Origin of the sequence: Pseudomonas fluorescens (assembly GCF_018614655.1) — a bacterium.
Taxonomy (GTDB): Bacteria; Pseudomonadota; Gammaproteobacteria; order Pseudomonadales; family Pseudomonadaceae; genus Aquipseudomonas; species Aquipseudomonas fluorescens_BX.
The window spans coordinates 20755-42817 of sequence record NZ_JAGGOG010000016.1; the positions used below are offsets into that span (position 1 = coordinate 20755).

The 22063-nt window shown below is 60.4% G+C and carries 19 protein-coding genes; 11 read left to right on the forward strand and 8 right to left on the reverse strand.

Annotated elements, in window-relative coordinates; genetic code table 11:
• Window positions 1–98: 98 nt before the first annotated feature.
• Window positions 99–1004, forward strand: coding sequence for a cation diffusion facilitator family transporter (locus J7E41_RS16020; RefSeq protein ID WP_214994283.1), 906 nt, complete (start codon window positions 99–101; stop codon window positions 1002–1004).
• A 3-nt stretch (window positions 1005–1007) separates the two neighbouring features.
• On the opposite strand, the gene J7E41_RS16025 is transcribed toward J7E41_RS16020, so the two are convergent.
• The gene (locus J7E41_RS16025; protein ID WP_169352927.1) at window positions 1008–1682 is read right to left on the reverse strand and encodes a heavy metal response regulator transcription factor; all 675 of its coding nucleotides are present in this window, start codon (window positions 1680–1682) and stop codon (window positions 1008–1010) included.
• Between the two features lie 249 nt (window positions 1683–1931).
• Between J7E41_RS16025 and J7E41_RS16030 the strand changes: the two genes are divergently transcribed.
• From J7E41_RS16030 to J7E41_RS16040, 3 genes are all read left to right on the forward strand, one after another.
• Window positions 1932–3176 (forward strand): TolC family protein, encoded by a 1245-nt coding sequence (locus J7E41_RS16030; RefSeq protein WP_214994285.1) that lies wholly within the window; start codon window positions 1932–1934, stop codon window positions 3174–3176.
• Between the two features lie 17 nt (window positions 3177–3193).
• Window positions 3194–4360, forward strand: a complete 1167-nt coding sequence (locus J7E41_RS16035) for an efflux RND transporter periplasmic adaptor subunit (RefSeq protein WP_214994286.1) — start codon at window positions 3194–3196, stop codon at window positions 4358–4360.
• Between the two features lie 222 nt (window positions 4361–4582).
• Window positions 4583–7732 carry a CusA/CzcA family heavy metal efflux RND transporter gene (locus J7E41_RS16040; RefSeq protein WP_214994287.1) on the forward strand — a complete coding sequence of 1050 codons (3150 nt, stop codon included), beginning with the start codon at window positions 4583–4585 and terminating at the stop codon, window positions 7730–7732.
• 582 nt (window positions 7733–8314) lie between these two features.
• Here J7E41_RS16040 and J7E41_RS16045 read toward each other — a convergent pair.
• Together J7E41_RS16045 and J7E41_RS16050 are read right to left on the reverse strand one after the other, a co-directional pair.
• Window positions 8315–8509 carry a hypothetical protein gene (locus tag J7E41_RS16045; protein WP_214994288.1) on the reverse strand — a complete coding sequence of 65 codons (195 nt, stop codon included), beginning with the start codon at window positions 8507–8509 and terminating at the stop codon, window positions 8315–8317.
• Window positions 8510–8693: 184 nt separating this feature from the next.
• Window positions 8694–10022 (reverse strand): OprD family porin, encoded by a 1329-nt coding sequence (locus tag J7E41_RS16050; protein ID WP_214994289.1) that lies wholly within the window; start codon window positions 10020–10022, stop codon window positions 8694–8696.
• Between the two features lie 225 nt (window positions 10023–10247).
• On the opposite strand from J7E41_RS16050, the gene J7E41_RS16055 reads away from it, so the two are divergent.
• Complete coding sequence (locus J7E41_RS16055; RefSeq protein ID WP_214994290.1) at window positions 10248–10580, forward strand: DUF2790 domain-containing protein; 333 nt, start codon at window positions 10248–10250, stop codon at window positions 10578–10580.
• A 56-nt stretch (window positions 10581–10636) separates the two neighbouring features.
• Here J7E41_RS16055 and J7E41_RS16060 read toward each other — a convergent pair whose 3' ends face one another.
• Complete coding sequence (locus tag J7E41_RS16060; RefSeq protein WP_214994291.1) at window positions 10637–11155, reverse strand: GNAT family N-acetyltransferase; 519 nt, start codon at window positions 11153–11155, stop codon at window positions 10637–10639.
• A 113-nt stretch (window positions 11156–11268) separates the two neighbouring features.
• Here J7E41_RS16060 and J7E41_RS16065 point away from each other — a divergent pair, with 113 nt between their 5' ends.
• The gene (locus J7E41_RS16065) at window positions 11269–11850 is read left to right on the forward strand and encodes a flavin reductase family protein (protein WP_214994292.1); all 582 of its coding nucleotides are present in this window, start codon (window positions 11269–11271) and stop codon (window positions 11848–11850) included.
• Window positions 11851–11853: 3 nt separating this feature from the next.
• Here the strand turns inward: J7E41_RS16065 and J7E41_RS16070 are convergent, their stop codons facing one another.
• A complete protein-coding gene (locus J7E41_RS16070; RefSeq protein ID WP_214994295.1) occupies window positions 11854–12738 on the reverse strand; it encodes a LysR family transcriptional regulator in 885 nt (294 codons plus the stop codon).
• Window positions 12739–12833: 95 nt separating this feature from the next.
• Between J7E41_RS16070 and J7E41_RS16075 the strand changes: the two genes are divergently transcribed.
• Window positions 12834–14240, forward strand: a complete 1407-nt coding sequence (locus J7E41_RS16075) for an MFS transporter (RefSeq protein ID WP_214994296.1) — start codon at window positions 12834–12836, stop codon at window positions 14238–14240.
• A 48-nt stretch (window positions 14241–14288) separates the two neighbouring features.
• Here the strand turns inward: J7E41_RS16075 and J7E41_RS16080 are convergent, their stop codons facing one another.
• Window positions 14289–15098 carry an AraC family transcriptional regulator gene (locus J7E41_RS16080; protein WP_214994297.1) on the reverse strand — a complete coding sequence of 270 codons (810 nt, stop codon included), beginning with the start codon at window positions 15096–15098 and terminating at the stop codon, window positions 14289–14291.
• 150 nt (window positions 15099–15248) lie between these two features.
• Between J7E41_RS16080 and J7E41_RS16085 the strand changes: the two genes are divergently transcribed.
• From J7E41_RS16085 to ddlA, 3 genes are all read left to right on the forward strand, one after another.
• On the forward strand, window positions 15249–15887 hold the full coding sequence (locus tag J7E41_RS16085; RefSeq protein WP_214994298.1) for a LysE family transporter: 639 nt from the start codon (window positions 15249–15251) through the stop codon (window positions 15885–15887).
• Between the two features lie 15 nt (window positions 15888–15902).
• The gene (locus J7E41_RS16090) at window positions 15903–16388 is read left to right on the forward strand and encodes a hypothetical protein (protein WP_214994299.1); all 486 of its coding nucleotides are present in this window, start codon (window positions 15903–15905) and stop codon (window positions 16386–16388) included.
• 63 nt (window positions 16389–16451) lie between these two features.
• Entirely contained in the window at window positions 16452–17546 is a 1095-nt protein-coding gene (ddlA, locus tag J7E41_RS16095; protein ID WP_214994300.1) for a D-alanine--D-alanine ligase, read from the forward strand.
• Between the two features lie 361 nt (window positions 17547–17907).
• Here ddlA and J7E41_RS16100 read toward each other — a convergent pair whose 3' ends face one another.
• Both J7E41_RS16100 and ggt read right to left on the reverse strand, forming a co-directional pair.
• Complete coding sequence (locus J7E41_RS16100) at window positions 17908–18648, reverse strand: polyphenol oxidase family protein (protein WP_214994301.1); 741 nt, start codon at window positions 18646–18648, stop codon at window positions 17908–17910.
• A gap of 72 nt (window positions 18649–18720) precedes the next feature.
• Entirely contained in the window at window positions 18721–20547 is a 1827-nt protein-coding gene (gene ggt, locus J7E41_RS16105; RefSeq protein ID WP_214994302.1) for a gamma-glutamyltransferase, read from the reverse strand.
• Window positions 20548–20809: 262 nt separating this feature from the next.
• Between ggt and J7E41_RS16110 the strand changes: the two genes are divergently transcribed.
• Complete coding sequence (locus tag J7E41_RS16110; RefSeq protein ID WP_214994757.1) at window positions 20810–21709, forward strand: bifunctional helix-turn-helix transcriptional regulator/GNAT family N-acetyltransferase; 900 nt, start codon at window positions 20810–20812, stop codon at window positions 21707–21709.
• Window positions 21710–22063: the final 354 nt, after the last annotated feature.

Consider the following 22063-nt stretch of genomic DNA (forward strand, 5'->3'; position numbering starts at 1 on the left):
CGTCAAACTGGCCGCCAGATGACAATTTTGCAAACCATGCCGATGGTTTTGGCCTATAGCTCTATGATCCGTTTCACATTCAGTCACGAGGACATTTCATGAGCGCAGGACACAGCCACGCCCAGGTACGCGCCGGACACGAACGCAAGTTATGGATGGCCCTGGGGCTGACCGGCAGCTTCATGATTGCCGAGGTTATCGGGGCCTTTGTCACCGGCAGCCTGGCGCTGTTGTCCGACGCCGCCCACATGATGACCGACGCCCTGGCCCTGGCGATTTCCCTGGTGGCGATCCAGGTGGCCAAGCGCGCGGCCGACCGCAAGCGCACCTTTGGCTATGCACGCTTCGAAATCCTCGCGGCGGCCTTCAATGCACTGCTGCTGTTTGCCGTGGCGTTCTACATCCTTTACGAGGCGTATCAGCGCCTGCAGGCACCTGCCGAGATCCAGTCCACTGGCATGCTGGTGATCGCGGTGCTGGGGCTGATCGTCAACCTGATTTCCATGCGCCTGTTGAGCGCGGCCAGTGGTGAGAGCCTCAACGTCAAAGGGGCGTACCTGGAAGTCTGGAGCGACATGCTCGGCTCTATTGGCGTGATCATTGCGGCGGTGGTGATCATGTTCACCGGTTGGGGCTGGGTCGATTCGGTGGTGGCGGCAGCTATTGGCTTCTGGGTACTGCCACGGACCTGGACCCTGCTCAAGGAAAGCATGAACGTCCTGCTACAAGGCGTGCCGGATGGGGTTGATATCGACCAGGTGGAGCAAGCCGTTCGCGCCATCCCTGGGGTCAAGGATGTGCACGACCTGCATATCTGGGCGCTGACCAGCGGCAAGAATGTGCTGAGCAGTCATTTGGTGGCGGATGCCACCGTGGGTACTGAACAACAAATCCTCACCCAAGTGACGGAAATGCTGCATGAGCAATTCGATATTTCCCACGTCACGCTGCAGGTCGAAGGTGAAGGCTTCCATCACGACGACCACGACGAGGTGCATGCCTGACGGCTATTCCCGTTCTTCCAGCACATAGCCGACGCCGCGCAGGGTGTGGATAAGTTTGTGCTCGAACGGGTCATCAATCTTGGCCCGCAGACGGCGGATCGACACCTCCACCACGTTGGTGTCGCAATCGAAGTTCATGTCCCAGACAAACGAGATGATTTGCGTACGCGACAGCACCACGCCGCTCTGGCGCATCAGCAGGTGCAGCAGGGCGAACTCCTTGGTGGTCAGGTCAATGCGTTGCAGGCCGCGATAGGCACGATGGCGGCCCTGGTCCAGTTCCAGATCGGCCACCCGCAGCACGTCAGGCACCGGCGAATGCACACTGCGGCGCATCAAGGTACGCACCCTGGCCAACAGTTCGGGAAACTCGAACGGCTTGACCAGGTAATCGTCGGCGCCCAGGTCCAGGCCCTTGATCCGGTCGGCCAATCGGCCTTGGGCCGTCAGCATCATGATCCGAGTGCTGCTGTTCTGGCGGATGCGCCTGAGCACATCCCAGCCATCAATCTGCGGCAGGTTCACGTCCAGCATCACCAGGTCATAGGCGTGTTGGCGTGACAGGTGCAAACCGTCGGCGCCGGTGGCGGCACAGTCGACGATGTAGCCACTTTCACTGAGGCCCTGATGCAAATAGTCGGCAGTTTTAGGCTCGTCTTCGATAACCAGAATGCGCATGGGTAAAGTCCCTCGGTTTAATGAAGAAGATAAAGTTGAGTTTGAAAGTGTGTTGAAGGTGAAAGTGGAAGCTGACTTTTGCTGAGTGTGTGGGTCGCCTTCGATTGACCGGGATCTTAAAGCAAAGGTCCGTAATAGAGCGGTTGATAACGGATTTGTAATGTTCTGGCCACCCCTCTGATAAGTAACGAAAGTTACATTGCCCGTGCTTGGATTTATCCGCTATTTCATGGGCGTGGAACTCTTGTTATGCCAACTCTCGTAAGAAAATTACTGTGGATGGCGGGCGCTTTGTCCGCTGTTTTGTTATTTAGTACGGCGACGGTTCAAGGCGCTCAAGCCCAAACGTTGACCCTCGATTCGGCGCTGCAGACCGCCTTCGCCAACAACCCGGACCTGGCCGCTGCGCAATGGGAAATCGACATCGCCCAAGGCGGTCGACAGCAGGCCGGTTTGATCCCCAATCCTGTGGCCTCTTTCGACGCCGAAGACACGCGGCGCAACTCCCGTACCACCACCCTTAAGCTGAGCCAGACTCTGGAGTTGGGCGGCAAGCGCGGCGCGCGAATTGATGTGGCATCGAGGGCCCAGGACGCGGCAGCGTTGACACTGGAGCAGCGTCGCAACGTGTTGCGGGCCGATGTCATCGAAGGTTTTTACGGCGCGCTGCGGGCGCAGGAACGCCTCGATCTGGCCCAACGCTCACTGGCACTTGCCGAGCGCGGCCTGGTGGTTGCCAATGGCCGGGTCACGGCGGGCAAATCGTCGCCGGTGGAAGCCACTCGCGCTCAGGTACAACTCTCGGAAATCCGCCTTGAGTTCAGCCGCGCCGAAATGGGCCTGACCGATGCCTACCGTCGTCTGGCCGCCATTACTGGCGCGGCGAACACTGACTTCCAATCCGTCGCGGCGCAAGCCATGGCCGCGCCAGCATTACCCCCACCTACACAACTGCTGGCGCGTCTGGATCAAACCGCCGAGTTGCGCCTGGCCGAACTGCAAATCCAGCAACGCGAGGCGGCATTGGGCCTGGAAAAGGCCGAGCGCATTCCCAACCTCGATGTGTCCATCGGCAGCCAATACGACGCCAGCGTGCGTGAGCGGGTGAACGTGGTGGGCGTGTCGATGCCGATCCCGCTGTTCAACCGTAACCAGGGCAACGTGCTGTCTGCCAGCCGGCGTGCCGACCAGGCGCGGGACCTGCGCAACGCCGCCGAGCTGCGGTTGCGCACCGACACCCGCCAGGCCCTGGACCTGTGGTCGACGGCCAACAGCGAAGTGCGTTCTTTCAACCAAGTGATTCTGCCGGCCGCCCAGAGCGCGGTGGACAGCGCCACCCGTGGTTTCGAAATGGGCAAGTTCAACTTCCTGGAAGTCCTCGACGCCCAACGCACCTTGATTGCGGCCCGCACCCAATACCTCGCAGCGTTGGCCCAGGCCACCGACGCCTGGGTACGTATCGAACGGATTTACGGCGACCTCGCCCGGTTTTGATTTTTCAGGAGTACCCGATGAACAAGAAACAAGGCATTGCTTTGGCCGTTGCAGTGGCCGTGGGTCTAGGGCTGGTGGTGACGACCGACCTGTTCCGACCTGCCCCCAGTGTGGCGGTCGAGGAACAGGCAGCCGCCGCGCAAGCACCAGAAGAAGAGGGCAAGCTCGAACTCACCGACCAGCAAATCCAGGCCGCCGGCATTCAATTGACTCAAGCCCAACCCCGCCAGATCAGCACCGTGTTGTCGCTGCCGGGCGAGATACGTTTTGATGAAGACCGCACCTCTCACATCGTGCCCCGTGCAGCGGGTGTGGTGGAGTCGGTGAAGGTCAACCTGGGGCAGTCGGTGAAAAAAGGCGAGTTGCTGGCCGTTATCGCCAGCCAGCAGATCTCTGATCAGCGCAGTGAACTGGCGGCCAGCGAGCGCCGGGTCGAACTGGCCCGCACCACCTTCCAGCGCGAGCGCCAATTGTGGCAGGACAAGATCTCCGCCGAGCAGGATTACCTGCTGGCGCGCCAGACCTTGCAAGAGGCCGAGATTGCCCTGAACAACGCTCGGCAAAAGATGAATGCCCTGAGCGGCAGCACCGTATTGGCGGGTGGCAATCGCTATGAACTGCGTGCGCCGTTCGACGGCGTAGTGGTGGAAAAACACCTCGGCGTCGGTGAAGTGGTGAGCGAGACCAGCAACGCTTTCACCCTGTCGGACCTGTCTCAGGTGTGGGTCACCTTTGGCGTGTTCCCCAAAGATCTGAACAAGGTCCAGGTAGGTAAACCGGTGAAGGTCAGCTCCACGGAAATGGGCACCGAAGTGATGGGCAAGGTGGCCTATGTCGGCAACTTGCTGGGTGAACAGACCCGTACCGCGACTGTGCGAGTCACCGTGCCAAACCCCGATGACTCGTGGCGCCCGGGCTTGTTTGTGGCCGTGCAAGTGGCGACTGACACCTACCAGGCCAAGGTCACGGTACCGCAGGAGGCGATCCAGACCGTCGAGGACAAACCTTCGGTGTTCGTACGTACGGTGGACGGCTTCATGACTCGCCATATCGAACTGGGCGTGAGTGAAAACGGCTTCGTCGAAGTCCGCGAGGGCCTCGATGCCGGCGCGCAGGTGGCCACCGTCGGTAGCTTCATCCTCAAGTCGGAATTGGGCAAAGGCTCGGCCGAGCACGCCCATTGATACGCGCGGGTATCTGTACCTCCTGTGGTTGGCATTACGTAGCAGCGGTCGAGTAGAACGAGGTCGCGTCCGACTGCGAAGCAGTCGTAGAGCCTGATGTCCCGGTGTGTCAGATAAACCGCGGACGCAGCCTCGCCTGGGCTCGACAGCTGCTACGCAACGCTGGCCTCACGATTTGTTGGACCCTGCGCATTGATACGCCTTTTCTGCGAGTGATTTCCCATGTTTGAGCGCCTTATCCAATTTGCCATCGAGCAGCGCATCATCGTGCTGCTGGCGGTGCTGTTGATGGCCGGTGTCGGCATCGCCAGCTACCAGAAACTGCCCATCGACGCGGTGCCGGACATTACTAACGTCCAGGTACAAATCAACTCGGCCGCCGCCGGGTTTTCGCCGTTGGAAACCGAGCAGCGCATTACGTTTCCCATCGAAACGGCCATGGCAGGTTTGCCGGGATTGCAACAGACCCGCTCGCTGTCCCGCTCCGGCTTGTCTCAGGTGACGGTGATTTTCAAGGACGGCACTGACCTGTTCTTTGCCCGGCAATTGGTCAACGAGCGTTTGCAGGTAGCCCGTGAGCAATTGCCCGAAGGGGTCGAAGCGAGGATGGGGCCGATCTCCACCGGGCTTGGTGAAATTTTCCTGTGGACCGTGGAAGCGGAGGACGGCGCCCGGAAGGAGGATGGCACTGCCTACACGCCGACAGACCTGCGGGTGATCCAGGACTGGATCATCAAGCCGCAATTGCGCAACGTCCCGGGCGTGGCCGAGATCAACACCATTGGCGGCTTTGCCAAGGAATACCAGATCGCCCCGGACCCAAAACGCCTGGCGGCGTATAACCTGACCTTGACCGACCTGGTCACCGCGCTGGAGCGTAACAACGCCAACGTCGGTGCCGGTTATATCGAGCGCAGTGGTGAGCAATTGCTGATCCGCGCGCCAGGGCAAGTGGCGTCCATTGAAGACATCGCCAACATCGTGATCAACACCGTCGACGGTACGCCGATTCGCGTGCGCAACGTCGCCCAGGTCGACATCGGCCGTGAGTTGCGTACGGGCGCTGCGACCGAAAACGGCCGCGAAGTAGTGCTGGGTACGGTGTTCATGCTGATCGGCGAGAACAGCCGCACCGTGTCCCAGGCGGTGGCGAAAAAACTGGAAGAGATCAACCGTTCGCTGCCCGAAGGCGTGGTGGCGGTCACCGTGTATGACCGCACCAACCTGGTGGAAAAAGCCATCAGCACCGTGAAGAAAAACCTCTTCGAAGGTGCACTGCTGGTGATCGTGATTCTGTTCCTGTTCCTGGGCAATATCCGCGCGGCATTGATCACCGCAATGGTGATTCCCCTGGCGATGTTGTTCACCTTTACCGGAATGTTCACCAACAAGGTCAGCGCCAACCTGATGAGCCTCGGGGCGCTGGACTTCGGGATTATCGTCGACGGCGCGGTGGTGATCGTCGAGAACGCCATCCGCCGCCTGGCCCATGCCCAGCAGCGCCATGGCCGGCTGCTGACCCGCAGCGAGCGCCTGCATGAAGTGTTTGCGGCGGCCAAGGAAGCTCGTCGGGCGCTGATCTTCGGGCAACTGATCATCATGGTGGTGTACCTGCCGATCTTCGCTCTCACCGGGGTGGCCGGGAAGATGTTCCATCCCATGGCGTTCACGGTGGTGATTGCGTTGCTCGGGGCGATGATTCTCTCGGTGACCTTCGTGCCGGCAGCGATTGCGCTGTTTGTCACCGGCAAGGTCAAGGAAGAAGAAAACCTGGTGATGCGCACCGCACGCCGGGCCTATGCACCGGTGCTGGATTGGGTGATGGTGCACCGTCCGCTGGCCTTTGGTCTGGCGGTGCTGACCATTGTGGTGTCGGGCGCGGTCGCCAGTCGCATGGGCAGTGAGTTTATCCCCAGCCTCAGTGAGGGCGACTTTGCCCAGCAGGCCATGCGTGTGCCGGGCACCAGCCTCACGCAATCGGTCCAGATGCAGCAGCAGTTGGAAAAAACCTTGCTGGCCAAGGTACCGGAAGTCGAGCGCGTGTTTGCACGTACCGGTACTGCGGAAATCGCCTCGGACCCGATGCCTCCGAATATTTCCGACAGCTATGTGATGCTCAAGCCGAAGGATCAATGGCCCGATCCGAAGAAGTCTCGCGAGGCCATCATCGCCGATATCCAGCGCGCCAGTGCGATTGTGCCGGGCAGCGTGTATGAGCTGTCGCAGCCGATTCAACTGCGCTTCAACGAGCTGATTTCCGGGGTGCGCAGTGATGTGGCGGTGAAGGTATTAGGCGATGACATGGCGGTGCTGAACACGACCGCCGGGGAAATTGCCGAGACCTTGCAGGGGCTCAAAGGTGCTTCGGAAGTGAAGGTGGAACAAACCTCCGGGTTGCCGGTGCTGACCATCAATATTGACCGCGACAAGGCCGCGCGTTTTGGCCTGAATGTGGGTGATGTGCAAGACACCATCGCCGTGGCGGTAGGAGGGCGTCAGGCCGGTACGATGTACGAAGGTGACCGGCGTTTCGACATGGTCGTGCGCTTGTCCGACGCCCTGCGTACCGATATCGACGGGTTGTCACGGTTGTTGATCCCGATACCCGCGTTGGCCAGTAATGCCGGTGGGCAGATTGGTTTTATCGCCTTGTCGGAAGTCGCCAGCCTGGACCTGGTACTTGGCCCCAACCAGATCAGCCGTGAGAACGGCAAGCGCCTGGTGATCGTCAGTGCCAACGTGCGTGGACGTGACATAGGCTCGTTTGTCGAAGAGGCCGCGACGGCCATCACCACTCAGGTGAAAATTCCAGCGGGCTACTGGACCACCTGGGGCGGGCAATTCGAACAACTGAAAGAAGCCTCCGAACGCTTGCGCATCGTGGTGCCGGTGGCATTGCTGTTGGTGTTTGGGCTGTTGTTCATGATGTTCAACAACCTCAAGGATGGGCTGCTGGTGTTTACCGGGATTCCTTTTGCGCTGACCGGTGGGATCATGGCGCTGTGGTTGCGCGATATACCGCTGTCGATCTCGGTGGGGGTGGGGTTTATTGCCTTGTCCGGCGTGGCGGTGCTCAACGGGCTGGTGATGATTGCCTTCATTCGTAACTTGCGGGAGGAAGGACGTACGTTATCGGTGGCGATCAATGAAGGGGCCTTGACGCGGTTGCGGCCGGTGTTGATGACGGCGTTGGTGGCATCCCTGGGGTTTATTCCCATGGCATTGGCCACAGGGACCGGTGCTGAGGTGCAGAGGCCGCTGGCGACGGTGGTGATTGGCGGGATTATCTCGTCCACGATCCTCACCCTGTTGGTATTGCCGGCGCTGTACTACTGGGCGCATCGGCGGGATGAAGAGCCCGTGAGCGACTGACCTGTAGCCGCTGGCGCAGCCTGCGATCGGCTGCGCAGCAGACGCCAGGGTCTTGAAACCGCCGAAGGCCCTACGGCCCTTATCGCAGCCTCGTGCCTCGGCAGCGGCTACAGGGCCATGTCGAGCACCTGTAGCCGCTGGCGTAGCCTGCGATCGGCTGCGCAGCAGACGCCAGGGTCTTGAAACCGCCGAAGGTCCTGCGGCCCTTATCGCAGCCTCGTACCTCGGCAGCGGCTACAGGGCCATGTCGATCACCTGTAGCCGCTGGCGCAGCCTGCGATCGGCTGCGCAGCAGTCGCCAGGTTCTTGAAACCGCTGAAGGTCCTGCGGCCCTTATCGCAGCCTCGTACCTCGGCAGCGGCTACAGATTAAATGCAGCCATCCTGTAGCCTGCGATCGGCTGCGTAGCAGACGCCAGGTTCTTGAAACCGCTGAAGGTCCTTCGGCCCTTATCGCAGCCTCGTGCCTCGGCAGCGGCTACAAAGGGCAAAAAAAACGCCCCAATCGGGGCGTTAAAAATTCATCTCTTTCCAAAGGAGCTACACAAAAGCTTCAGAGATGAATGTGCTCGGTGTGCGCCGTTCAGATTGCCTCTTTCGAGGTTTTATCGGCCTCTGCGGACGGCGTCTGGGCCACAGCTTCTGAACCATGGATCTGCTGCTGTTGCTGGCGAAACTCGGCGAGGAACTGCTTGGAGCGGTCGCTGCCGTCGTCAGCCAGCGCTGCGGTCGAAAGGGTGCCCAGCAAACTGATGAATAACACGTTAAGTAGTTTCATAAATGTTCTCCAGACAAGGCCTGTGCCGTTAGTTGAAAACAAACCTCGGCTGGGCGATGCGGCCAGTATATGAAGGTCAACTTAACGAGAAGGTGAGGGCGATATTACAGTTCTGACAGGCTGCAAGTTGTGAACAGATGTAGGTCAACGGCAAGTGAATGTAAGCACTTGCCGCTGAGGTGTATCAGAGGATGGCGAGCGGGTATTCAACGATCAGGCGAAGTTCTTCCAGATCCGATTCAAAGGCACTGGAGCGCACCGTCGCCTGGCGAACCCGCAGCGACAGATCCTTCAGGTTGCCGCCTTGCACCACATACTTGGCCTCGATATCCCGCTCCCACCGACGTTGATCGGTCAACGGATTACCCGCCGCATCGCGGCGCATGTACACCGAGTTGGCGTTGCTGTAGTCGCCCCCGGTGCCTTTGCCGTAGCGGGTCATGAAGGACAGGCCGGGAATGCCGAAGGGCTGCATGTCCAGGTTGTAGGTGACCATCCACGAACGCTCCTTGGGCGAGTTGAAGTCGCTGTACTGGATCGAGTTATCGAGGAAGATCGAGTCCGACTGGCGCAGGTAATCGAAGTCGTCATTACCGTTGTTGCGCTGGTGCGATAGCGCCAGTTTATGGGCGCCCATCTTCACGCCGAGTTTGGCGCTCCAGATGTTGTTATTGAATTGCCCCAGCAGCTTCTTGCCTTCGTCCTGAGCGTTGTAATAGTTGAAGCCGCCGAACAACGACACCTCATCCGTCAGCGGATAGCTGGCCGCGGTACCGAAGTAGTATTGATCCCAGGCATCTTTCAAGCGGCTGCTGTAAAGGCTGACGCTGACATTCGGGTTCACTTGGTAATCGCCACCGAAGTAGCCGACCCAGGGGGCGTCGACCTTGCCTGCGTAGAAGGTGGCGAAGCCATTGTTCATGCCGCTGGCGTTGGGCTGGCTCATGGCATGCAGACGCCCGCCTTGCAGGGTCAAGCCGTCAAAGCTGGTGTTTTGTGCGGTGACCCCGCGAAAGCTTTCCGGCAGCAACCGTGAATCACCGTAATGCACCACTGGCGTTTGCGGGAATACATCGCCGGCTTTAATCACGGTATCCAGCAGGCGCACTTTCAGGGCTCCGCCGAGCTTGCTGTAGTTGTCTTCGGGACGGTTGTCGCTGTCCACCGGCAGCACGCCGAACGATCCCTTGCCGCCGCTGCGGCCGGTGCCCGAGTCCAGTTTCAGGCCATACATGGCAAAGGCGTCCAGGCCAAAACCGACGGTACCCTGGGTGAAGCCGGATTCGAACTTGCTGATCAGGCCCTGGGCCCAGGCTTGCGAATACCCGTTGCCGGTGGGGCTGGACTGGCCCTTGCGGTCATCGCGGTTGAAGTAAAAATTACGGGCCAGCACGTTCAACGTACTGCCTTCGATAAACCCTTCAGGTTGCTCTTCCACGGCCATGCCGGCCAGTGGCGTACAACCCGCCAGGGCCGCAATGAATGAAAGGGAAAGTTTGTGGTTAGTGCACATGTTTCGCTCCTCGTTATTGGCAGCTATCAGCCTTTTATTAAGTGGGCGTTATTGTTGGTTTGGCCCAGATTGATAGTTGCAAACACGAGATAACGGCGAGGTGGCGCGAGGATTACAATTTTGGAAGTTCGGTCGCATATAACGGATAAGTAATCTTTCAGTGACGCTCCTGACAGGGTTGGTTCGTTAACCTCGGTACTGAATATTTCAGACGAGGAACACCCCATGAATACCCTAACCGTCACAGTAGGCGCGTTGGTCCTGGCCCTGTCGTTCGGCGCAATGGCCGAGGGCGGTGGTGATCGTACCTTTACCCAGTTGATGGACAACAACCAGAAGGCCATGGCCCTGTATGCCGCGAAAAACGGCAAGCCCGCACCCGAGGTTCAGGCCTATCGCTACGGCATGAAGCTGGACATTGCCAAGGTGGTCAATGTGACGCCGCCGATCCGTGCGTGCGAGGTGGTGCCGTCGCGCATGACCTACGAAGACTCCACCGGCAAGCTCAATACTCTGGAGTATCAGGTGATGGGCATGTGCCGTAATAACGGCAGTTGAGAATGCGTAGAAAGTAGCCGGTGCTGTGGGACCGTCTGCCAGTTTCAGTTGGCCACTTAAGCGCTGCCGTGGATTTCAAAGTGCAGCATGTCGAACCACTGCCCATGCAGCAGAAAGCTTTTGCGTGAATGCCCGTACTGAGTAAAACCACTGCGTTCCAGCACCCGGACCGAGCCCAGGTTTTCCGGACGTACCGTGGCTTCGATCCGCAGTAATCCATGGTCTTGAAAGGCTTTCTGCAACCCCAGGGCTACCGCCTGCCGAGCCAGGCCGCGGCCGGTATACTCGGCCCCCATGCGGTAGCCCAGGGACGCCGAATGGTAGTAGCGGCGCCGCACCTGGGTGAAGTTGAGTCGCCCCACCAACAGGCCGTTCTCGCGCACCAGGTACTGGTAGGTGTGATCTTCGCGAGCTTCCTGCAAAGCGGTTTCGATGGCCCGGGTCACGCCGTCGACGCTGTAGTAAGCGTCCGGGCGAGCATTGATCCAGCTTTCGAAAAACGCCCGGTTGGCCAGCTCGAACGCCAGCATTTCGTGCATGTCATCCCACTGTGGGGGCGTCAATGTCAGGTTCATCCTTGGCAAGCCTCGTGGTCAGTGTCACTTGTGCCTCCTTCATCTCATGATCCGGCCGGTGGATTCAAGTTTCAGGTATCGTTGGATTTTCCCCGAGCACCGGAAGACCGTCCATGAGCCTTACCTATCGTCGTCCCGTCCCGCTGTCCAAGGCCTACCGTTTGCTCAACCATGGGCCGACCGTGCTGGTCAGTGCCGCCCACAATGGGCAACGCAATATCATGGCGGCCGCCTGGGCCATGCCGTTGGATTTCGAACCGCCGAAAGTCGCCGTGGTACTGGACAAGGCCACTTGGACCCGGCAGTTGCTCGAAGGCGCAGGTAGCTTTGTGCTCAACGTACCGTGCGTGGCCCAGGCCGATATTGTGCAAACCGTGGGTAACACCACCGGCAGCGATCGGGACAAGTTCGAAGCCTATGGCTTGCAGGCATTCACTGGCGAGCAAACCGATGCACCGATGCTTGAAGGCTGCGTGGCCTGGCTGGAATGCCGCCTGTTGCCAGAGCCGCATAACCAGCAGACCTATGACCTGTTCCTCGCCGAAGTGATCGCCGCCCAGGCCGACGAGCGAGTGTTCAGCGATGGCCGTTGGCACTTCGAAGGCCAGGATGCGCTGCGCACCTTGCACCATGTGGCGGGCGGGAATTTCCTGACGATTGGCCAGCCGGTGGTTGGGCGCCAGCTCGACGTCTGAGGCTTACCACCGGGCCTGGCTCAGCGCCTCGGCAAACGCCATCAGCTTTGGTGAATATTGCCGGGAGGGCGGATAGACCAGCGACAACGCCCGGCTGCGGCCGGCGAAGTCTTCCAGCAACGGCACCAGACGGCCGGCGGCGAGGTCTTCACGCACGGCGAAGTCCATCACCTGGGCGATGCCAAAACCACCGACAGCGCCGTCCACCAAGGCGTCGCCGATATCGAAGATAAGCCGGCCCTCGACGCTGACATCGCGCACTTTTCCATCGAGCATGAACTGCCACTCCACCAGCCGCCCGCTGCGCAGGTTGCGCACGGTCAGGCAGTTGTGGTGCTTGAGGTCATCGACGGTTTGCGGCGCACCAAAACGTGCGAGGTACGCGGGCGAGGCGACCGTGACCCAGCGTAGCGGCGCCAGTGCCCGGGCGATCAGGCGTTGATCCTGGATTTCACCGGTGCGCAGCAGGGCGTCGAAGCCTTCGTCGACGATGTCCACCAATCGGTCAGTCATCACCGCTTCGATGCACAAGTCAGGGAAACGTTGGGTCAGCTCGCCAATTACCGGCATCACCACCTTGCGCCCGAACAGCGACGGCGTGCTGATCTTCAGCAACCCCGACGGCGAGCAGCGACGGTCCAGCATCTGCCGTTCGGCTTCCGCCAGTTCGGCGAGCAACGGGGCGCTGCGCTCGTACAGCATCTGGCCATCGGGCGTGAGGCTGACACTGCGGGTATTGCGCTGCAACAGGCGCACACCCAACTCGTTTTCCAGCCGGGAAATGGCCCGGGACAACCCCGACTGCGTCAGGCCCAGGTCACCGGCCGCGCGGGTAAAGCTACGGGTCTCGGCAACTCGAACCAACAGGCGAACAGCGTTCAGATCCATGATTAAAGTCATTACTGAAAGAGTGATAGGGCTATTTATCATCTGTGGCGCATGAAAGACACTGGCCGCACTTCATTTTCGGACAGGATGCTGTGATGCCCGCTACTCCTTTGACGCGACCTTCGGGCTGGATGCTTGCGCTGCTGGCAACGGCGCAGTTGATCATCGCCCTGGACGCAACCATCGTGTTTGTCGCCCTGCCACAAATCGGCAGCCACCTCGGGTTTTCTGTCCAGCAACTGCAATGGGTGGTCAGCGCCTATACGGTGGCGTTTGGCGGCTTTCTACTCTTGGGTGGTCGGGCGGCGGACCTGTTGGGCAAGCGGCGTTTGTACATGCTTGGCCAGTCGTTGTACGCGCTGTCATCGCTGGCGGCGGTGCTGGGAGGCAGCGCGTTGCTGCTGGTGTTGGCGCGGGCGGTGCAGGGTGTCGGCGGCGCGTTGTTGTTCCCGGCGACCCTGGCGCTGATCAACACCTATTACGCTGAAGGGCCGGCCCGCAACCGGGCTTTTGCGGTGTGGAGCGCGGCGTCGGCGGCGGGCTTGGCTCTGGGGGCGTTGCTGGGTGGGGTGTTGACGCAATGGTGGGGCTGGGAGGCGGTGTTTCTGGTCAATGTGCCATTGGCGGGCGCTTGCGCGTTGGCGGCGCGCCGCTGGATTCCTGCCGACGGGGAGCGCGCTCACGGACGCAGTTTTGATCTCAGCGGCGCGTTGACCGTGACAGTGGGCGCAACCCTGTTGGTGTTTGCCTTGGTGCAAGGGCCGGAGTGGGGCTGGACGGCGCCTGCCACGTTGGGCTGCATGCTGGTGGCGCTGGTGTTGCTCGGGCTCTTCGCCTGGATCGAACACCGGGGCCGTGACCCGCTGATGCCGCTGCGCTTGTTCGGCTATCGCGAGTTGCGCATGGCGATGGTGCTGACGGCGGTGTTCATGAGTAGCTTCGGCGTGCAGTACTACTTTCTGGCGGTGTACTACCAGCAGATCTACGGCTACAGCGTGTTGGCGTCAGGGTTGGCGTTCTTGCCGGCGACGTTGGTGTGCACCCTGGGCATCTGGCTGGCCGAACGCTCGTTGGTACGATTTGGCTTGCGCACGACCCTGGTCAGCGGCCAACTGGCCGGTGCGCTGGGCATCGCATTGGTGTGCCTGGCGTTGCCGAGTGGGGCGGGATTCTGGCCGTTGCTGCCGGGGATCTTGATCCTGAGTGTCGGCCAGGGCATGACGTGGACCGCCATGTGGGTGTCTGCCGGTCTTGGCATCAAACCGGGAGAGCAGGGCGTGGCGGCGGGGATGGCGTCCACCAGCCAGCAAATTGGCGGGGCATTGGGGTTGGCGTTGCTGGTGTCTATGGCCAATGCCGGTGGTGGGACCGGCGCGGGTCAGGCATCTGGCATTGAACTGGCATTGTGGTGGAGTGCGGCGATTGCCCTGGCGGGGGCGGTGCTGGCGTTGCGGCTCAAGCCTGCGGTGGTGAATTCAGGCCCAGTACTTGAAACCTCTTAAGGTACTTGTGGCAAGCCCCCTCGCCACAGGGGTTTATCAGATCGCGCCTCAGCGCCCGAGCATCTTCACCCACCGCGACGGCGGCAACCCGAAGGTGCTGTGAAATTGCCGGGTCATGTGACTCTGATCGGTGAACCCGGCCGTCAGCGCAGCATCCACCAACGATTGCCCCTGGCCGATCAAGGTCCGCACCAGGTCCAGGCGGCGCATGGTCAGGTAACGGTAGGGGCTGGTGCCGAACAACAGGCGAAAATCCCGCGACAACGCCCAACGGTCACGACCACTGTGCGCGGCCATCTCTTCCAGCGTGACGGGCCGGCCCAGGGCGCTGTGGATAAACTCACGGGCACGTTCGGCGGCCCGGTAATCAAAGGTCTTGCGGACGACGCTGATCCCTGAGGCGTTGTTCAGGGCCTGGGCCAGGTCAAACAGCGCGTCTTGCTCTTGCAACGGATCAATGGGGCAGTCCAGGCTTTGCAGCAGCACTTCACTGGCCCGGTACAACCACGGATCGCGGGACAAGCCAGCATGGACAAACGGTAACGGCTTGCCGCCGAGGATTTGCTGGATCAGCGCCGGCTCTACATAAATCATCCGGTACTTGAAACCTTCCTCGCTGCTGGCCCAACCGTCATGGACTTCGTCGGGATGCAGCACCATGGTGGTGCCGGGCAGGCTGTGGGTTTTGTTGCCGCGGTAATGAAAACTCTGCACTCCGAACAGGGTGCGACCGATGGCATAGGTGTCGTGGCGATGGGGATCGAAGCCGAACCCGGAAAAGTACGCCTCGATACGCTCCAGGCCACTGGCGTGGGGCGCGCGGTGCAGCCAGTCGATGTTGGAAGTCGGTTTGCCCATGGTGGCTTGTCGCAAGGTGAGGTGGAAACACGTTAACCCAGTCTGAATCCACTGTCTGCCGGGGTCTTGTACGATTGTGCGCGGCGTGGGCAGACAGCCCCTTGGGCGTGGCCTATGATTCCAGTTCATGTACTGACCCGGTGCAACCCCATGCAATTTTTCAATCCGGCCTACGCCACACCGCTGATGTCGCTGGCCCTGCTCTGGACCGTCGCGGTGGTGACGCCGGGGCCCAATTTCTTCAACACCGCGCAACTGGCGGCCAGCTGTTCGCGCCGCCATGGTGTGGTGGCCTCGTCAGGCGTGGCCACCGGCACCGTGATGTGGGGGTTGGCGGGTGGCTTGGGCATCAAGTCGCTGTTCACCGCCGCTCCCATGTTGTATCTGGCGTTCAAAATCATCGGCGGCTGCTACCTGATTTATCTGGGGTTGAAACTGTTCAAACGCTCGACGCCTGCCATGAGTCAGAGCCTGTTGCCGGACGAACCCCGACGCTCGCTGTTTTCTGCCTGGCGCCTGGGCTTGCTGGGCAATCTGTCCAACCCCAAGGCCGCGTTATTTGTCGCCACCATCTTTGCTTCCACCATGCCGCCGTCACCCTCGCCGATGTTGCTGACTTTGGCCGTGATCACCATGGCGACGCTGTCATTCAGTTGGTACTCCTGCGTGGCGCTGGTGTTTTCCAGTGAACGAATGGCCAGCCTCTACAGCCGCTCGCGCAAGTGGCTGGATCGCTTTGCCGGCAGTTGTTATGTGTTGTTCGGGGCGCATCTGGTGACCACTCGCTGAAACGGAGTCAAGACCATGGAGTGGGAATACATTGTGTTGGCACCACTGGTTATTGGCGTCCAGGCCTTCGCCCTGTGGGTGGTCTACCGGGTCTGGAAGCACTTGAACAAGCCGCGGGCTTGCGCGACCACGGCCTATGCACCAGGCACCGGTCTCAATGGTGCCAACATCCCGGTACTGGCGACGTTTGTCGGTATTCGTGTATTGCCTTGGGTGGCGCTCGCCAGCAACAACCTCAATCCTGTGTTGAAGATTGACGGAGACAGCCTGGTGTATCGAGTCTTGCGGCAGCGGCAGCGGCCGCTGTCCTCGATACTCCAGGTGGACGTGCGCAGCGCCTATGGCACCTTCAACCTCATATTCGAGTTCCGGGACTCACCCCTGACGTTCATCGCCAACCTTGGCAGCGCCGAGCGCGGTGCTTACGTGCTGTCGATGCTGCCCACCAGCGTGATGCTTTCCGAGCGGGCACAGGCTGCGAAAATCGCGCTGCCTCTTTAAGTTCGGGCGAGCCTCGTGTTAAGTAGCGTGACTTTTCAGAACACGTTCAATGCGAGGCCGGACATGAGCAAGCTGCGGGTAGGTATTATTTTTGGTGGGCGTTCGACCGAGCACGAAGTGTCGTTGCAGTCGGCGCGCAATATCGTCGATGCGCTGGACCGCTCGCGCTTCGAGCCGATCCTGATTGGTATCGACAAGGCCGGCCATTGGCACCTCAATGACACCTCGAACTTTCTGATCAACCAGGAAAACCCGGCGCTGATCGCCCTCAACCAGTCCAACCGCGAACTGGCGGTGGTACCGGGCAAGGCCAGCCAGCAACTGGTGGAAACGTCCGGCCAGACAATGCTGGAACACGTCGATGTGATCTTCCCCATCGTCCACGGCACCCTCGGCGAAGACGGCTGCCTGCAAGGCTTGCTGCGCATGGCGGACTTGCCGTTTGTGGGCTCCGACGTGCTCGGTTCGGCCGTGTGCATGGACAAGGACATCAGCAAGCGCCTGCTGCGCGATGCCGGGATTGCTGTCACGCCATTCATTACCCTCAACCGTGGCAACGCGGCGCGTACCTCGTTCCAGCAAGCGCAGCACAAGCTCGGCCTGCCGCTGTTCGTGAAACCGGCGAATCAAGGCTCCTCCGTGGGTGTGAGTAAAGTCGGCAACGAAGCCGAGTACCACGCAGCGATTGAGTTGGCTTTGGGTTTTGACGAAAAAGTACTGGTGGAGTCGGCGGTCAAGGGCCGGGAAATCGAATGCGCCGTATTGGGCAACGACCGACCGGAGGCCAGCGCCTGCGGTGAGATCGTGGTGCGTGACGGGTTCTATTCCTACGACAGCAAATACATCGACGGCCAGGCCGCCCAGGTGGTCGTGCCGGCCGATATCAGCGTCGAGGCCAGCGAGCGTATTCGTGCCTTGGCCATCGAAGCGTTTGAAGCCCTGGGCTGCGCCGGGCTGGCGCGGGTGGATGTATTCCTCACCGATGACGGTGAAGTGCTGATCAACGAGATCAACTCACTGCCGGGTTTTACCCGTATCAGCATGTACCCCAAGTTGTGGCAGGCCGCCGGGATGAGTTACAGCGAGTTGGTCAGCCGGTTGATTGACTTGGCACTGGAGCGGCATGCGGGGCGCAAGGGGTTGAAGATCAGTCGGTAAAGTCAGGCTTGGCTGGGTCGAGCGATATCACCCAGGCAACGAAGAACTAATGTGGGAGGTCCCACTACCTCTTCGACGTAGCGCTGTCGCGCAGCAAACTGGGACCTCTGTGGCGAGCGGGCTTGTCCCGCGTTGGGGTGCGAAGCGCCCCTGATGAAGACGAATGCGGTGTATCAGGCACTCCTCTGCGCCTGGTTTTGGGGCTGCTGCGCAGCCCAACGCGGGACAAGCCCGCTCGCCACAAGAATGCGGTCGCCTGAAATTGTTTATGCAGGACTCAAGACTTTAGGGTGAAATTTTAACCCTTTAAACTCAGTAAGTTATTTTAAGTTTAATAAGAGCGGGCTTGTCGGGTCCCACACTAGATTTGCTTCGCTCCACCTGCTGTACGCGCAATCCACGAATACAATAACGTCTTCTTTTCCTCGCTGTGATGAGTCCGCCTGCGATAGCTGGCAAACGCGTTTGACGTGCAGTAAGTGCACACCTCACTGACCTCAACCTGCTGGCGTGCAACCCCCGCCGCTTGCAGCAGAATCAGTGCGTATTGGCTCAGGTCAAACCACGCGCTCAACGCCTGCCGTGCCTCGGGCGGTGTGATAGTCGGCGTCAGCATCGGCGCAGGCTGTTCGAATGTCCACGGTGCTTCACCGTCTTGCCACAAGTGGCCTTGGCTCGCTTGCAACTGGGCGATGAACGCCTCACTCACCTCGTAGCAGCAGGGCTTGATCGACGGGCCGATGGCGACTTGCAGTTGGTCCAGGGCAATCCCTTCGGCGGCAAAACGCTGCATGGCGTTGGCGATGATCCCTCCTTGCAGGCCCTTCCAGCCGCCGTGGAGCGCGGCCACTAACTCTCCCTCTTTCGAAGCAATCAGCAGTGGCAGGCAGTCGGCGGTGATCACGGCGATGGGGTGTTTGTCGCGGGTGAAAACGCCGTCGGCCTCGATGGTATTGGCCACCTGATCGCGGTGCCATTCAATGATCGTCGCGGTATGTGCCTGCTTGCAGAAGAACACGTCGTCAGGACGCAAGGGGTCGTTGATTGAGCAAAAGCCGTGGTCGACGCCGGGGATGGCGCCGAGGTTACTTGCCTGATGCACGCTGCTCTCTCCGTTCAATAAAACGAGTAGGCAGGGTGTCGATCGATGGGGGCGATCGTCACCCTGCAAGGTTCAATCTCCCAGCGCTTCGCCTTCACGCCGAGGATCGGCGCCACCGCTCCACGAAGGTTTACCTTGGGTATCGCGCACCCGAACGATGGCCTGGGCGCCGCTGGTCATGTCGATTTCACTGAGGGCGTGGCCCTTGTCCTTGAGTGCCTGCTTCAGTTGTGGGCTGAACAGCCCTTGCTCCAACTCCGTGGCGCCATTGCGACTGCCGAAGTTAGGCAGGCCGACGGCGGCTTGCGGGTCCAGATTCCAGTCGAGCATGGCCACCAGGGATTTGCTGACGTACTCGATGATTTGCGAACCACCCGGCGAGCCGACCGTGGCCAGCAGCTCGCCGCTCTGGCGGTCGAACACCAGCGTGGGGGCCATGGATGAGCGCGGGCGTTTGCCGGGTTCGATGCGGTTGGCAACCGGCTGGCCGTTTTCTTCGGGGATGAACGAGAAGTCGGTCATCTGGTTGTTCAGCAAAAAGCCCTGGACCATGACGTGCGAGCCGAAGGCCGCCTCCACCGTGGTGGTCATCGACACAGCACCGCCCTGATCGTCCACGGCCACCACCTGTGAAGTGGAAATGCGCAGCGGTGAGCGGTCGGGTGCATAAGCCACCTGGATCCCCGCCGGCTTGCCGGGTTTGGCAACGCCCATGCTGCGATCGCCGATCAACGCGGCGCGGCTGGCGAGATAATCCGGCGCAACCAAGCCGGCAACCGGTACGGGCACGAAGTCCGAGTCGGCGACGTACAGCGCACGGTCGGCATAGGCCAGGCGGTCGGCCTCGGCGATCAGATGGACCGCTTCCGGCATCGGTTCCAGGCCAGCCGGGCTATCGATTTTCACCGGTTTGAGCGGTGCCAGGTCCAGGCGCGGGTCCCGGGTTTCCAGAGCCTGCAAGGTGCCGAGGATTTGCGCAATGGCGATCCCGCCCGAAGACGGTGGTGGCATACCGCAGACTTGCCAGCGCTTGTAGTCAGTACACAGCGGTGCGCGCTCTTTGGCGGTGTAGCCCTTGAGGTCATTGAGCGACAGGCTGCCGGCGTTGCTGTTGCCCTGGACCTTGCGGGTGATCTCTTCGGCAATCGCGCCGTGGTAAAGCGCATCCGGCCCTTCCTTGGCGATACGCTTGAGTACATTGGCCAACGGCTGGTTTTTCAACAGTGTGCCGGTAGCTTTGGGGGTGCCATCGGCGTTGAGGAAGTAGGCGGCCATTTCTGGCGAGCGAGTGATGTAGCGATCGGCGGCGATCAGGCTGTGCAGGCGTGGGGAAATCGGGAAGCCCTGTTCGGCCAGGTGAATGGCCGGTTCAAACAAGACCGCCCATGGCAGGTGGCCGGTCTTTTTATGCGCCATTTCCAACGCGCGCAATACGCCGGGCGTTGCGACCGAGCGGCCACCAATCTGTGCCTCGGGGAACGACATCTGTGAACCGTCAGCTTTCAGAAACAGACGCTCGGTGGCGCCCGCCGGTGCGGTTTCGCGACCGTCGTAGGCGTGCACCTGCTTGCCATCCCACAGCATGATAAAGGCCCCGCCGCCGATGCCTGAGGATTGCGGTTCCACCAGCGTCAGCACGGCTTGCATGGCAATCGCCGCATCGATGGCCGAACCGCCCTTGCGCAGGATCTCTCGTCCGGCTTCGGCCGCCAGCGGATTCGCAGCAGCAGCCATATGGCGCTCGGCGTGACGGGTGCTCATGTCGGTGCGATAGCCTGAGCCGAGCTCCGGTGCCGGTGGCAGTTCCGGGGCGGTGGCGCTATGGCAGGCGGCGAGGGTGAGGGCGGCGGCTATCACCGAGAGGGTGGTAAGCCGTTGACGGCGGGGAATCGAAAACACGCGATGAACTCCGTTCATTTTGAGAATGATCTGTTGTCCTTGGGGTAACGCTCTAACAGGTCAGTCATGGCTTGCATGTAAGGGAGGTCGGACACTAGCAGTGGGGAAGGGCGAGCGTCAAAAGTGAGAAATGGTTGTGCGATACAACCTCTAGCCATATAGTTGCTTCGCACAACTACATGTGTGGTTCAGATGAAGGTGGCCCCCTGTGAATACTTTTCAAGCGGATCTCATTGATCAAATCCGTTCGGCATCCCGTCTCATGGTTCGAGAGCTGGGCTTCATGCAACCGAGGTTGGCAGCTTCCAGCTACCCGCCTTCATCGGTGCACACCATTGTGGAACTGGGAGAGCGTGGCTCACTGACCGCAGGTGAGCTGGTGGAGCTGCTGGGGTTGGAGAAATCCTCGGTGAGCCGGATGGTTCGCAAGCTGATCGAGGCGGGCGAGATTGAAGAGTTCGCCAACGCTGACGACGCTCGCTCGAAAGTACTGCGCCTCACGATGCAAGGCACGAGCACGTTGCGAGAGATTGAGGCGTTTGCCAGGCGCCAGGTGGGGGATGCGCTCGGGCTGTTGTCGGCTGAGCAACAGCACGCGGTGAGTCAGGGCATCGAACACTATGCGGATGCTTTGCGGGTGCACCGATTGGGGGGCGAGTCTTCTACACCACAGCGCTTCAGCGTTGTTCGAGGCTATCGACCGGGTGTGATCGGACGGATTGCTGAAATGCACGCCAATTACTACGCCAGGCACGCCGACTTCGGCCAACCCTTCGAAAGCCTGGTGGCCACCGATATGGCGCAGTTGATGGGGCGTTTGGCCAACCCTCGCAATGAGGTCTGGGCGGTGCTGGACGCAGGACGGATTGTAGGCTCGATTGCGATTGACGGTGAGGGCGAAAATGGCGAGGCGATACTGCGCTGTTTCATCCTTGATCCCCCGGCCCAAGGCCATGGATTGGGTAAGCGCTTGTTGAATGAGGCGCTGAGCTTTTGTGATGAACAGCACTTTGCCGCGGTTCGGCTGTGGACGTTCAAGGGGCTTGATGTGGCACGCAAGCTCTATGAAGACGCGGGCTTTGTGCTGCAGACGGAACAGGAAGGGCAGCAGTGGGGGCGGTTGGTGATCGAGCAGTGTTTTGTGCGGCAGGGTGGTAATTGATTGCGCCGTGATCTGTCCGCGCCTTGAGAGGGCCAGCGGCAGCCAGACGAACTAGGGCGCGAGGGAGCGAAGCGAGTACAAGATGTGGAACCAAAAGCTTCAAATGTTCACTAGGTACTGCAATCAGGACTTTCAGGAGATTGCAATGAATCTAGAGGCAGAGGGCGTGGTTGGTTCGCGACATAATGCCATTGGGCTGGCGGTGGCGCCATCCTCTGAGAGGCTTCCTCAGGAGGCGCGTGGCAACCGTACTGTCCGCGATTTTTCATCAAAAGACAGGAATGCCCCGGCACCTGTCGAATTGACCCATTATCAATCGCTGCAACCGAGCTCGATGTTATTCGACGTCAGGCT